The organism is Microbacterium sp. LEMMJ01 (assembly GCF_002114135.1).
Classification (GTDB): domain Bacteria; phylum Actinomycetota; class Actinomycetes; order Actinomycetales; family Microbacteriaceae; genus Microbacterium.
This window is the reverse complement of the sequence record NZ_NCTV01000017.1, coordinates 160,799-172,964: the sequence shown is the minus strand read 5'-3', so window position 1 is coordinate 172,964 and position 12,166 is coordinate 160,799. Positions and strand designations below refer to the sequence as shown.

At 70.6% G+C, this 12,166-nt stretch carries 12 protein-coding genes; 1 reads left to right on the top strand and 11 read right to left on the bottom strand.

Annotated features, from left to right (window positions below):
* Window positions 1-7: 7 nt before the first annotated feature.
* The gene (locus B7W94_RS03295; RefSeq protein WP_025104206.1) at window positions 8-307 is read right to left on the bottom strand and encodes a chorismate mutase; all 300 of its coding nucleotides are present in this window, start codon (window positions 305-307) and stop codon (window positions 8-10) included.
* Window positions 308-369: 62 nt separating this feature from the next.
* On the opposite strand from B7W94_RS03295, the gene B7W94_RS03290 reads away from it, so the two are divergent.
* Complete coding sequence (locus B7W94_RS03290) at window positions 370-1,596, top strand: AI-2E family transporter (RefSeq protein WP_025104207.1); 1,227 nt, start codon at window positions 370-372, stop codon at window positions 1,594-1,596.
* A gap of 157 nt (window positions 1,597-1,753) precedes the next feature.
* Here the strand turns inward: B7W94_RS03290 and B7W94_RS03285 are convergent, their stop codons facing one another.
* The 10 genes from B7W94_RS03285 to B7W94_RS03240 form a co-directional block, all read right to left on the bottom strand.
* Entirely contained in the window at window positions 1,754-2,674 is a 921-nt protein-coding gene (locus B7W94_RS03285; RefSeq protein WP_025104208.1) for an ABC transporter substrate-binding protein, read from the bottom strand.
* A gap of 34 nt (window positions 2,675-2,708) precedes the next feature.
* Window positions 2,709-3,428, bottom strand: a complete 720-nt coding sequence (locus B7W94_RS03280; protein ID WP_025104209.1) for an ABC transporter permease — start codon at window positions 3,426-3,428, stop codon at window positions 2,709-2,711.
* The gene (locus tag B7W94_RS03275; RefSeq protein WP_085604304.1) at window positions 3,425-4,108 is read right to left on the bottom strand and encodes an ABC transporter permease; all 684 of its coding nucleotides are present in this window, start codon (window positions 4,106-4,108) and stop codon (window positions 3,425-3,427) included. The genes B7W94_RS03280 and B7W94_RS03275 overlap by 4 nt, the downstream gene beginning before the upstream one ends.
* Window positions 4,105-4,965, bottom strand: a complete 861-nt coding sequence (locus B7W94_RS03270) for an ABC transporter ATP-binding protein (protein ID WP_025104211.1) — start codon at window positions 4,963-4,965, stop codon at window positions 4,105-4,107. Before B7W94_RS03270 ends, B7W94_RS03275 begins: the two co-directional genes overlap by 4 nt.
* A 51-nt stretch (window positions 4,966-5,016) precedes the next feature.
* Window positions 5,017-5,319 carry a DUF427 domain-containing protein gene (locus B7W94_RS03265; protein WP_085604301.1) on the bottom strand — a complete coding sequence of 101 codons (303 nt, stop codon included), beginning with the start codon at window positions 5,317-5,319 and terminating at the stop codon, window positions 5,017-5,019.
* 135 nt (window positions 5,320-5,454) lie between these two features.
* On the bottom strand, window positions 5,455-6,891 hold the full coding sequence (locus B7W94_RS03260) for a dihydrolipoyl dehydrogenase family protein (RefSeq protein ID WP_085604298.1): 1,437 nt from the start codon (window positions 6,889-6,891) through the stop codon (window positions 5,455-5,457).
* Between the two features lie 610 nt (window positions 6,892-7,501).
* The gene (locus tag B7W94_RS03255; protein WP_085604295.1) at window positions 7,502-8,083 is read right to left on the bottom strand and encodes a biotin transporter BioY; all 582 of its coding nucleotides are present in this window, start codon (window positions 8,081-8,083) and stop codon (window positions 7,502-7,504) included.
* Between the two features lie 75 nt (window positions 8,084-8,158).
* Complete coding sequence (locus B7W94_RS03250) at window positions 8,159-9,547, bottom strand: MFS transporter (protein WP_085604292.1); 1,389 nt, start codon at window positions 9,545-9,547, stop codon at window positions 8,159-8,161.
* A gap of 68 nt (window positions 9,548-9,615) precedes the next feature.
* Window positions 9,616-10,719 (bottom strand): lactonase family protein, encoded by a 1,104-nt coding sequence (locus tag B7W94_RS03245; protein ID WP_085604289.1) that lies wholly within the window; start codon window positions 10,717-10,719, stop codon window positions 9,616-9,618.
* Window positions 10,720-10,724: 5 nt separating this feature from the next.
* Window positions 10,725-12,011 (bottom strand): adenylosuccinate synthase, encoded by a 1,287-nt coding sequence (locus tag B7W94_RS03240; RefSeq protein ID WP_025104217.1) that lies wholly within the window; start codon window positions 12,009-12,011, stop codon window positions 10,725-10,727.
* Between the last annotated feature and the right edge of the window lie 155 nt (window positions 12,012-12,166).

Below are 12,166 nucleotides of genomic sequence, written 5' to 3'. Positions count from 1 at the left end.
CTCGGGCTCAGCGCCCCTCGGCGGCCTCGGTGTGGTGGCGGATGACCTCGGCCACGACGAAGTTGAACCACTTCTCCGCGAACTCCGGGTCGAGGTGGGCGTCCTCCGCGAGCGCGCGGAGCCGGGCGACCTGCTGCTCCTCACGGTTCGGGTCGGACGGCGGCATCGCGTGCTCGGCCTTGAGGTGGCCCACCTGCTGTGTGGCGCGGAACCGCTCCGCGAGCAGGAAGATCAGGGCCGCGTCGATGTTGTCGATGCTCGCACGCAGCCGGAGCAGTTCGGCCTTCGGATCCTCAGCGGCAGTCATGCCCCTACTCTAGAGCCGCGGATCACCCGGCCTCCGACGAGGGGCACCGCTATCGTGTGCTCATGAGCAACGACCAGTCGCCGGCCTCCGCTCCGCACGACGGCCAGGGCGGTCCCGCCCCGGACTCCGTCCCCGCCCCCGTCGACGCCGCGCTGGTCGGAGCCGCGGTGGAGGCGCCCGATGCCGCCGCGAAGCCGTCCGTCCCCGTGGTGATCGAGCCGACCACGCCCAGCCGCTCGTTCTGGACGCGGATCGATCGGCCGTTCGTCTTCGGGTTCCTCGTGACCCTCGGAGGCCTCGGGGCGATCGTGATCGGCAGCGCGCTCTACAACCTCTCCACCGTCCTCATCTACATCGCGCTCGCCCTGTTCGCCGCGCTCGGCCTCGACCCGGCCGTCCGCTTCCTCGAACGCCGCGGTATCTCCCGCGCGCTCTCCGTCGTGGTGACGATCCTCGCTCTCATCGTCGTCGTGGCCCTCGTCCTCTGGATGATCGTGCCCATCGTCGTCGATCAGATCGCGGGGTTCGTGAAGTCGGTCCCCGGCATGATCCAGGACTTCACGAAGTCCGACCTCTACGCCACCCTCAACAACCAGTTCGGTGACCAGTTCCAGGACCTCGTGTCGGAGGTGCAGAAGTTCCTCTCCGACTTCGGCAACCTCGCGACGATCGGCGGCGGGGCGCTCCAGGTGGGCGCGTCCATCGCGAGCGGGATCTCGGGCGCGATCGTGGTGCTCGTGCTGACGCTGTACTTCCTCGCGACCCTGCCGGCCATGCGCCAGGGGATGCTGCGTCTCGTCCCGGCCCGCGACCGCGACCGCGCCGGCGACATCTCCCAGCAGATCACCGATTCGGTCGGCGGCTACGTGATGGGGATGGTCGTCCTCGCGTTCTGCAACGCGACCCTCGCCCTCATCCTCTACACCGTGCTCGGCCTGCCGTTCCCGCCGCTCATGGCCGCGATCGCCTTCTGCGTCACACTCATCCCGCTCGTCGGCTCCGTGCTGTTCTGGATGATCGGCACCATCCTCGCGCTGTTCACGAACCCGATCGCCGCGCTGGTCTTCGCCGCGATCTACCTCGTCTACATGCAGATCGAGGCGTACGTGCTCACCCCCCGGGTCATGAACAAGGCGGTGGCCGTGCCGGGCTCGCTCGTCGTCATCGGCGCCCTCGCCGGCGGCACGCTCCTCGGTCTGCTCGGCGCCCTCGTGGCCGTGCCCGTCACCGCCTCGATCCTCATCATCGTCAAGCAGGTGGTCGTGCCGAAGCAGGACTCCCGCACCTGATCCCACCCCTGCACAACTTCGGAGATCCGGGCGACACGCCGTGAGCCGGGGGTCCTCCGCGGCGTGTCGGGCGAGATCTCCGAAGCTGTGCACGCCGGCGGGCGCGGACGACGAAGCGCCCGACCCCTGAGGGCCGGGCGCTTCGCGGGGAGACGACTCAGATGAGGTCGTTGTCCGTGAGCCACTGCTTCGCGATGTCCTCCGCCGACTTCTGGTCGACCGTGCTCTGCACGTTGAGGGCGACGAGCTCCTCGGCGGTCAGCTTGGCGCTGATGCCGTTGATGACGTCGGCGATCTCGTCGGCCACGTCGCTGGACGCGATCGGGACGACGTTCGAGGCCAGGATGATGTTCTCCGGGTCTTCCAGCGCCACGATGTCCTCGGTCTGGAATGCCGGATCGGCCGAGTAGATGTCCGCGACCTGGATCTCGCCGGCGAGCAGCGACTCCAGCGTCGTGGGACCGGTGGCCGAGAACGCCAGGTCGACGCCGTAGACCTCCTTGGCCGCGGCGGGACCGTACGGACGCTGCTCGAACTCCGGAGCCGCGCCGATCGTGACCGGGGTGGTGACGTCCGCGAGGTCGGCGATCGAGGTGAGGTCGTTCTCCTCGGCGAAGCTCTTGAGCACCGTGTAGGTGTCCTGGTCGGAGGCTTCGGCGTAGTCGAGCGCGGTGAGGCCGTCCGGGAGCGCGTCCTTCAGGGCCGCGTAGACGTCGTCCGGGCTGGTGGCGGTCGCATCCTTGTCCAGGTACTCGAGCAGGTTGCCCGTGTACTCGGGGAACAGGTCGATCGCCCCGGATTCGACGTCCGGCATGTAGGCGTCGCGCTGGCCGATGCTGAACTGACGGTCGACGTCGAAGTCGGCGGCCTCGAGCGCCTGCGCGTAGATCTCGGCGATGATCTCGTTCGAGTAGTAGGCCTGCGAACCGATGACGATGGTGTCGCTGCCCCCACCGTCGCCGGCGTCGTCGGTGGGCGCGTCCAGCGGGTTGCTGTTGGCGCAGCCGGAGAGGGCGAGGGCGGCGGCGAGCGCGACGCCGCCGGCAAGGGCGAGGCGGGACTTTCGTGCAGTGAACATGGACTTCCTCTTCTCTGGGGGACGATGCTGTGGTTCAGGCGGGTGCGGCCGCGGGGGCGGTCGCCCGAGCGCGGCGGCGTTGCGGACGGGTGCGCACACCGCGGGGCACCGCGGCGTGCTGGGCGAGCGCGAGCAGGAGGTCGACGAGGAGCGCGAGCACCGCGACGAGGATCGCGCCGCCGAGCACCTGGTCGAAGCGGCGGAGCGGGATGCCCTGGATGATCGGCCAGCCGAGGCCGCCGAGGTTCACGTAGGCCGCGATCGTCACCGTGGCGATGACCTGCAGCAGCGCCGAGCGGAGGCCGCCGACCAGCAGCGGCATGCCGAGCGGCACCTCGACCTTCCAGAACACCTGCCAGCCGGTCATCCCCATCGCCCGCGCCGCGTCGATGGTGCGGCGATCGACCGCCTCCAGGCCCGTGTAGGCGCCGGCCAGCAGGGACGGGATCGCCAGGACGACGAAGGTGATGATCGCCGCGAGGGGCGTGCGCAGCACCCCGAGCAGGAGCACCAGCAGCACCATGAGGCCGAAGGACGGGATGGCGCGGGCCGCTCCGGAGACGGCGACCGCGATCTCCCGCCCCTTCCCGGTGTGCCCGATGAGCCAGCCGAGCGGTACGGCGATCACCGCGGCGATCAGCACGGAGACCACCGTGTAGAAGACGTGCTGGCCGAACAGGACAGGGAGCGAGTACGTCCCGACCCAGCGGTCGGGAGAGAACAGCCAGGCGAAGGCCTCGGTGAACACGTTCATGCGGCCGTCCTCAACGTGATCGTCCGCCGCGCAGCGGCAGGGGTGGCCGCCGCCCGCGTCCACGGCATGAGGGCCCGCCCGAGGAGGACCAGCAGGAGGTCGATGACCAGGGCGATGACGACGACGGCGACGATGCCGGTGAAGACCTCGGCGAGGATGCGGCGCTGGAGGCCGTTCGTGAACAGGTAGCCGAGGTTCGTGACGCCGACGAGGATGCCGACCGTCGCGAGCGAGATGGTGCTCACCGCCGCCACTCGGAGGCCCGCGAGGATGACCGGCCCGGCGAGCGGGAAGTCGACCGTCCAGAAGCGGCGGAACCCGCCGTAGCCCATCGCGACCGCCGACTGCCGGATCGCGGGGTCGACCGAGTCCAGGCCGTCGGACACCGCGCGGACGAGGATCGCGATCGCGTAGATCGTCAGGCCGATGACGAGGTTGGCCGGGCTGCGCGCCGGGTAGCCCGCCACCGACGGCAGCAGGATGAGGAGGGCGAGGGAGGGGATCGTGTAGAGCAGCCCGGTGAGGACGATGACCGGACCCTTCACAAGCTGATAGCGCCAGGCCACCCACCCCAGCGGGAGCGCCAGCACGAAACCGAGCACGATCGCGATCACGCTCTGCTGCAGGTGCACCGCGGTGAGCTCGAGGATCAGCCCGAGGTTGTCGCCGACCCAGTTCACGGGGCCGCCTTCACCGTGTCGGCTCCGTCGACCACGCCCTCCGGCGCATCGACGATCGCCCCCTGCGTGCGGCCCTCGGAGTCGACGACCACGGTTCCCCGCGGGGTCTGCTTGAGGTGCAGCGCGCGGCGGCCGCGGTCGGCCCCGATGAAGGAGGAGACGAAGTCGTCGGCCGGGTTCTCGATGATCTCGCTGGGGCTGCCGACCTGCACGATCCGGGCGCCCTTGTCGAGGATGACGACCTGGTCGCCGAGGAGGAAGGCCTCGTCGATGTCGTGCGTGACGAACACGACCGTCTTGTCGAGCTCGTGCTGCAGCCGCAGGGTCTCCTGCTGGAGGTCGGCGCGGACGATGGGGTCGACCGCACCGAACGGCTCGTCCATGAGGAGGATATTCGGATCGGCGGCGAGCCCGCGGGCCACCCCGACACGCTGCTGCTGACCACCCGACAACTGACTCGGGTACCGGTCGGCGAGCGCCTGGTCGAGGCCGACGGTCGTGAGCAGCTCGCGAGCACGCTCGTGCGCCTGCGCGCGCTTCACTCCGTTCAGCCGCAGCACGGTGGCCACGTTGTCGATGACGGTGAAGTGCGGCATGAGCCCGGAGTTCTGCATCACATAGCCGATGCGCCGGCGCAGGGCGACCGGGTCGCCCGAGAGCACGCTCTCCCCGTCGATCTCGACCTCTCCCGACGTCGGCTCCACCATGCGGTTGATCATCCGCAGCAGGGTGGTCTTGCCGCAGCCGGACGAGCCGACGAACACGGTGGTCTTGCGGGAGGGCAGCACGAGGCTGAAGTCGTCGACGGCGAGCGTCCCGTCGGGGAAGCGCTTCGTGACGTTGCGGAACTCGATCATGAGGGTGTCTCTCCGACGGTCGTGCGGACGTGCGGTCGTGCGTCGTGCGGGCTAGGCCGAGACCTCGACGCCCGGGGCGAAGGCGACGTAGCCGGAGAAGTCCTTGCCGACCCGGTCGAACGCCGACGGATACGGATGCGGATACGACCATGCGAGATCCTTGTGCAGCTCTCCGTCGACCTGGACGGAGTAGTACTGGCACTCGCCCTTCCACGGACAGGTGTACGGCGTGGGGCTCTCGACGAGGACGTCCGGCGCGACGGCTGCCGGCGGGAAGTACCAGTTCCCCTCGATGCGGATGAGGTCGTCCTGGTCGGCCTCGGCGATGACGTTTCCTGCGAGTACAGCCTTCATGGTCCTGCCTCCTCGGATGTGGGTTCGAGCGTATAAGACGGGTGCGACATCCGGCACGGGGTTGCGCGCGTGGTCGTCAATCTGGGACACAATGCGCGTTCTGTTCGTCACGCGACCGGGATCGGATTGCCCGGATCAGGCCGAGTCGCGGCCGTAGCCCTCCAGCAGCCGCAGCCAGATCTCGCTGATCGTGGGGTAGGAGGGCACGGCGTGCCAGAGTCGGGCGATCGGGACCTCGCCGACGATCGCGATGGTCGCGGCCTGCACGAGCTCGGCGACCTCGGGGCCGACGAACGTCGCACCGATCACGACGTCGCGGTCGGTGTCGACGACCAGGCGCGCCTGCCCGGCGAAGCCGTCCTCGTACAGGCTCGCGCCCGCCACCCACCCGAGGTCGTAGTCGACGACGCGGATGGCGGTGCCGGCGTCCTTCGCCGCCGCCTCGGTGAGCCCGACGGACCCGACCTCCGGGATCGAGAAGGTGACCTGGGGCACCGCGGCGTGGTCGGCCGTGGCGACGTGACGGCCCCAGGGTGCGTCGTCCACCGCGTCGCCCTTCGCCCGCGCGACGATGACGTCGCCCGCGGCGCGCGCCTGGTACTTGCCCTGGTGGGTCAGCAGCACGCGGCCGTTGACGTCGCCGACGGCGTAGAGCCAGTCATGCCCGGGGACGCGGAGGGTGTCGTCCGTCTCGATCCAGCGGCCCGGCTCGAGCCCGACCGCCTCGAGCCCGATGTCGGCGCTGCGGGGAGAGCGTCCGGTCGCGACGAGCACCTCCGCCGCGGTCACCGTCTCGCCGTTGTCGAGGGTGATCGTGACCCGCTCACCGTCGCGGTGCACCGCCGTCGTACCTGTGTCGGTGCGGACGTCGACGCCGAGCTCACGCAGGCCGTCGGCCACCCGCTCTCCGGCGAAGGGCTCCATCCCGCCCAGCAGCCCGCTGCGCGCCAGCAGCGTCACCGACGAGCCGAGCGCGGCGTACGCGGTGGCCATCTCGACCGCGACCACGCCGCCGCCGATGACCGCGAGACTGTCGGGCAGCTCCTCGGCGCTGGTCGCCTCGCGGCTCGTCCAGGGCGAGGCCTCCCGCAGACCCTCGATCGGCGGGACGACCGCATCCGAACCGGTGCTGATGGCGACCGCGTGGCGCGCGCGCAGCACCCGGGTGCCGCCGTCCTGGTCGGTCACCGTCACCTCGCGCTCGCCGGTCAGCCGGCCGTGCCCCCGGGCGAGGTCGATGTGGGCGGACTCCAGCCACTTCACCTGCCCGTCGTCGGACCAGTTGCTCGTGAAGGAGTCGCGACGCTCGAACACCGCGCGCACGTCGAGGGAGCCGGTCACGGCCTGCGCGGCGCCGGCGACGTGCTGCGCGGCACGGAGCGCCTGGGCCGAGCGGAGCAGCGCCTTCGACGGCATGCACGCCCAGTACGAGCACTCCCCGCCGACGAGCTCGCTCTCCACGATGATCGCTGTGAGACCGCCCTGCACGGCACGGTCCGCCACGTTCTCCCCGACCGGACCACCGCCCAGCACGATGAGGTCGTATTCGTCGGTCTTGTCGGCAGCAGTCATGCTCGCCCCTCTCGTGGCCGCGGCGGTCCGTGGCCCAGTCTCGCTCATGAGGAACGTCGAGTCACGGGTGAGTTGTTCCCGTCCGCCGATATGCCCGTCCTTCCCGTTCGGTTCCCGGTTCCGATGTTCCGGGTGCACGACCTGGATGCACGACGTTCCTTCCGCCGACGTTTCCGATTCCGACGTTCCTGATTCCGACGCTCCGGATGCACGACCTGGAGACGGCCGCACGACTCGGATGGGACGATCCGCCGGCAGCCGTGCCCCGGTCGTGCATCCGAAACCTGAACGACCGGGACTGCCCGGACCAGCCCGGGGGTGGTTCGATCCCAGCCGAGTCGTTCTTCGTGGTCCCGTCAGAGAGGTCGGGTCAGAAGGGTCCGGTCAGAAGGGTCCGGTCAGAAGGGTCGGGTCAGAGAGGTCGGGTCAGAAGGGTCGGGTCCGACGTTCCGGATGCACGACCTGGGGACGGATGCACGATCGGGACGGGGCGATCCGCCGGCAGTCGTGTCCTGGTCGTGCATCCGCAACAGGACCGACGGAGTCGACGGGACAGACGGAGTCGACGGGACGGACGGTGCCGACGGGACCGTCCGGGACCGTACTGGGGTCAGGCGACGACGGTGGGGCGCGCGGGACGCGTGTCGGCGAAGGCCCGGGGATAGGCGCGACGGAGGGCCACGACGATGAGGGTGGCCGCGGTCACCTTGATGAGGTCGCCCGGGAGGAAGGCCAGGGTCGAGAGGGCCGTGAGGTCGAGGGGAACGCCGGTGACGAGGGCCTGGACGGGGATGCCGAAGGCGTAGACGACGAGCACCCCGCCGACGAAGGCCGCGAGCGCGGTACGCCACCAGGTCGGGCGGCCGGTGCGCATCAGGAGTCCGATGACGACGACGCCCGCGATCCAGCCGAGCAGGTACCCGGCCGTGGGGCCGACGAAGACCCCGAGACCTCCGCGTCCGCCCGCGAGGACGGGAAGACCGACCGCCGCGAGCACGAGGACGAGGGCGACCGACCACGGTGCGACCCGGGGGCCGAGGACGAGACCGGCCAGCATGACGGCGAGCGTCTGTCCGGTGATGGGCACCCCACCGGGCAGCGGGACGACGACCGTGCCGAGCACGATGATGAGCGCGGCGAAGACAGCGACGCGGCCGAGGGTCGCGGAGGTGTCGCGGGGGGTGGATGCCATCGGGTGTCCCTTCCTGAACGGTGTTCACCTGAACACCGTTCACCAGGGTAGGGGCGCCCGCACATCCCGCGCAAATCACTCCGCAGCGGGCTCCACACTCCTGGTCCGCGGGGCGAGGACGGCCGCCGCCGCACCGATCACCGCGGCGAGCGCGAAGACTCCCGCGAACGCATCCACTCCGGCAATGGCCCCGAGCGTGACGAAGAGCGAGCCCGTGACGGCGAGGGCGAGCGCGCTTCCGAAGGAGTCGGCCACGGTCATCGCCCCGCTGTTGAACCCCTGCTCCGCCGGGGAGGACATCGCGAGGACGAGCGCACTGGATCGCGGGCTCATCAACCCCATGCCCGCACCCGCGACGACCCAGGCGAGGGCGGCGAGCAGCGGGGTGGCCTGCGTAACCGTGATCGCCAGGATCAAGGCGATCCCGATGACCACGAGGACCGTCCCCACCCGCACCGCGGTCACGCTCGACAGGCGCTCGCCCATCCGCCCCTGGACGGTCGCCGCCGCCGACCAGGCGAGCGCACCCCCGGTCAGCGCGAGCCCGGCGAGGGTCGGCGACAGCAGGTACCGATCGGTGAGCAGGTACGGCAGGTAGATCTGCGCCCCGAAGAACGCCGCCGCCCCGAGACCGCGCACCAGGATCACCGACGGCAGGCCCCGGCGGGCGATGAGCGCGCCCCGCGGAAGGAGCGGGCGCACCGCCGCGATCGCGATCACCACCGCGGCCGCCGACAGGAACGGCCCGGCGACCGGGACCTCGCCCACGAGGTCGAGGGCGAGCACGGCGGAGGCGGCGAGCACCGACCACCCCAGCCGTCCGAGAGCCCACGGCGTGGTGGCGTCTCCGCTGCGCGCGAGGCCGCGGAGGGCCGGGACGACCATCAGCAGCGCGAGCACGACGAGCACCACGACCCCGAGGAAGACCCAGTGCCAGCTCCATACCTCCGTGACCGCACCCGCGATCGTCGGACCGATCAGCGAGGGGATGACCCACGCGGCGGCGAACCCCGCGAAGATCGCCGGATGCAGGGACGTCGGGTACACCCGGGCGACCACGACGTAGAGAGCCACCATGAGTCCGCCGTTGCCGAGCCCCTGCGCGAAGCGTCCCGCGACGAGGACCTCCATGGTCGGCGCGAGCCCCGCGACGAGCAGTCCCGCGGTGAACAGGGCGACGGACGCGTATAGCGGCGCCACGGGGCCCCGCCGATCGGACCAGTTGCCGGCGACCACCATGCCGATCACGCTCGTCGCGAGCGGTCCGGCGAAGGCCAGCGCGTACAGCCGCTCGCCGTCGAGGTCGGCGCTGACCGCCGGCATCACCGTGGTGACCGCCAGCGATTCGAAGGCGCCGAGGAACACGAGGGCGCACGCGCCGATCGTGATCCAGACGTACTCGCCGCCGAGGATGCGGGACGGGGCGGGCGTGGACGGCGCGGTGCGCCCGGTCTCGGTCGTCATGAGGACGACGCTAGAACCTCAAGAATGGTTGAGGTCAAGTCCCGGATGGACGCAGGTCCGGAAGGGAGTCAGCGGAGCGGGAGGATGCTCGTCGGCGCGGGAGCCTGCGCCTCGTGCCGGACTCCGAGCGGTGCTCCCGTCCGCTCGTCGAGGTCGAGCAGCGTGACGGTGTCGGAGCGCTGACCGGCGACGAGGAGCTTGCCCTGGTAGACGAGGTGGTGTCGCGGCCAGTCGACTCCGGAGTCGGCGAGCGCGACCGGCTCCAGGGCCTCGCCGCTGCCGCGCACCCGCAGCGCCGCGATGGTGTTGCTGCCACGGAGGGCGGTGTAGAGGAACTGACCGTCCTTGGAGCGGGTGAGCTCGGCAGGGAAGTCCACGCCGACCTGCGCGATGGGGCTGGCCGGAGCCGAGGAGACGACACCCCAGGTGCCGTCGGCGGCGGCCGCGAGCGTGAAGACCTCGCAGGAGTACTCGGTCACGACATGCAGGTGACCGCTCGGATGCACGACCATGTGGCGCGGACCGGTGCCGCGCGGGAGCACGACCTCCTGGTCGAGGACGAGCCCGGGGCCCTGCAGGCGCCAGAACCGGACGAGATCGAAGCCGAGGTCGGTCGTCGCCACGCGGCCGTCCGGCAGGAAGGCGGCGGCGTGCGCGTGAGATGCGCGGCCCGTGGCGCCGTACGGGTCGACCGCCGCGATGCCGTCCCCGGCGGGCGTGGCGGGGGCCGCATCCGGGTCGCCGTCGCCGAAGAGGGCGGCACGCAGGGCTGCCGCCGCATCCTCCTTCGCCGGCACGAGACGACCATCCGCGGCGAGTCCGAAACGGACGACCCGCCCGTCGCCGTAGCAGCTGGCGACGAGCGTCTGGCCGTTCGGCGACACCGCGAGATGACAGACGCCGTCCCCCGTCGCCACCGGATCGCCGAGCGGCGTCAGCGCCAGCTCCCCGGTGCGCGCGAACGCCTGCACGGCGGCATCGCCTTCCAGCGCCGCATACACGACGTCGAGGGACGGATGCGCCGCCAGCCACGACGGCGACGGCGTCTGCGTCACGGGTCCGCGGTAGGCGAGCGTCGCGGCCTCCCGGCCCTCGTCGCCTGCCAGCACGCCGATCCCCTCGGCGGAGCCTTCCATCGCCGGGCCGTAGCCCCCGAGCCAGAACCGCGTCATGCCGGTCAGTCGAGCAGGTCGTGGCGCACGATCACCTGATCGCGCTCCGGACCGACGCCGATCACCGAGATGCGCGTGTTGCTCATCTCCTCCAGCGCGAGCACGTAGTCCTGCGCCGTCTGCGGAAGGTCCTCGAAGGTGCGCGCGGTCGAGATGTCCTCGCTCCAGCCCGGGAAGTACTCCAGGATCGGCTTCGCGTGGTGGAAGTCGGTCTGGTTCACCGGCACCTCGTCGAACCGCTCCCCGTCCACGTCGTAGGCCACGCACACCGGGATCTTCTCGAGCCCGGTGAGGATGTCGAGCTTCGTGAGCACGAGGTCGGTGATGCCGTTGATGCGCGTGGCGTACCGCGTGATGGGGGCGTCGTACCAGCCCACGCGGCGCGGACGCCCGGTCGTGGTGCCGAACTCGAAGCCCTGCTTGCGCAGCCACTCGCCCTGCTCGTCGAACAGCTCGGTCGGGAACGGACCGGAGCCGACGCGGGTCGTGTAGGCCTTGACGATGCCCACGATGCGGTCGAGGGCGCCGGGGCCGACCCCGGAGCCGGTCGAGGCGCCGCCGGCCGTAGCCGAGGACGAGGTGACGAACGGGTAGGTGCCGTGGTCGATGTCGAGCATCGTGGCCTGGCCGCCCTCGAACACGACGACCTCGCCGCGGTTCAGGGCCTGGTCGATGAGGTAGCCCGTGTCGGCGACCATCGGGCGCAGACGCTCTGCGTAGGAGAGCAGGTCGTCGACGATCTCGTCGCAGGTGACGGCGCGGCGGTTGAAGACCTTCACCAGGAGGTGGTTCTTCTGGTCGAGGGCGCCCTCGACCTTCTGGCGCAGGATGTTCTCGTCGAAGAGGTCCTGCACGCGGATGCCCACGCGGTTGATCTTGTCGGCGTAGGCCGGACCGATGCCGCGGCCGGTGGTGCCGATGTTGCGCTTGCCGAGGAAGCGCTCGGTGACCTTGTCGAGTGTGCGGTGGTACTGGGTGATGATGTGCGCGTTGGCGCTGACCTTGAGCCGCGAGACGTCGATACCGCGGGCGGACAGGGCCTCCAGCTCGGAGAAGAGCACCTCGAGGTCGATGACCACGCCGTTGCCGATGACCGGGTTCACGCCGGGCGACAGGATGCCGGAGGGCAGCAGGTGCAGGGCGTACTTCTCATCGCCCACGACGACGGTGTGCCCGGCGTTGTTGCCGCCGTTGAACTTCACCACCCAGTCGGTGCGCTCACCGAGCAGATCGGTGGCCTTGCCCTTTCCTTCGTCGCCCCACTGCACGCCGACGATAACGATTCCTGGCATGGGTAACCCCTTGGCTTTCGCCGGGTTTGCACCGGCCGATGAGCTGGCCCTCTTCGGGCGCTCCCATCCTATCGGCAGGCCTCGGACAGCCCCCGGGAAGGCCGATACGGGACGGAATACGCGCCTTCCCGGGGCCGCGGAGGCACCTTTTCGGC

Excerpts from the sequence above, each read along its gene's own strand:
- B7W94_RS03290 (WP_025104207.1), top strand. The coding sequence starts at position 370 with ATGAGCAACGACCAGTCGCCGGCCTCCGCTCCGCACGACGGCCAGGGC.
- B7W94_RS03295 (WP_025104206.1), bottom strand. The coding sequence starts at position 307 with ATGACTGCCGCTGAGGATCCGAAGGCCGAACTGCTCCGGCTGCGTGCG.
- B7W94_RS03250 (WP_085604292.1), bottom strand. The coding sequence starts at position 9,547 with ATGACGACCGAGACCGGGCGCACCGCGCCGTCCACGCCCGCCCCGTCC.
- B7W94_RS03270 (WP_025104211.1), bottom strand. The coding sequence starts at position 4,965 with ATGATCGAGTTCCGCAACGTCACGAAGCGCTTCCCCGACGGGACGCTC.
- B7W94_RS03255 (WP_085604295.1), bottom strand. The coding sequence starts at position 8,083 with ATGGCATCCACCCCCCGCGACACCTCCGCGACCCTCGGCCGCGTCGCT.
- B7W94_RS03280 (WP_025104209.1), bottom strand. The coding sequence starts at position 3,428 with ATGAACGTGTTCACCGAGGCCTTCGCCTGGCTGTTCTCTCCCGACCGC.
- B7W94_RS03265 (WP_085604301.1), bottom strand. The coding sequence starts at position 5,319 with ATGAAGGCTGTACTCGCAGGAAACGTCATCGCCGAGGCCGACCAGGAC.
- B7W94_RS03240 (WP_025104217.1), bottom strand. The coding sequence starts at position 12,011 with ATGCCAGGAATCGTTATCGTCGGCGTGCAGTGGGGCGACGAAGGAAAG.
- B7W94_RS03260 (WP_085604298.1), bottom strand. The coding sequence starts at position 6,891 with ATGACTGCTGCCGACAAGACCGACGAATACGACCTCATCGTGCTGGGC.
- B7W94_RS03245 (WP_085604289.1), bottom strand. The coding sequence starts at position 10,719 with ATGACGCGGTTCTGGCTCGGGGGCTACGGCCCGGCGATGGAAGGCTCC.
- B7W94_RS03285 (WP_025104208.1), bottom strand. The coding sequence starts at position 2,674 with ATGTTCACTGCACGAAAGTCCCGCCTCGCCCTTGCCGGCGGCGTCGCG.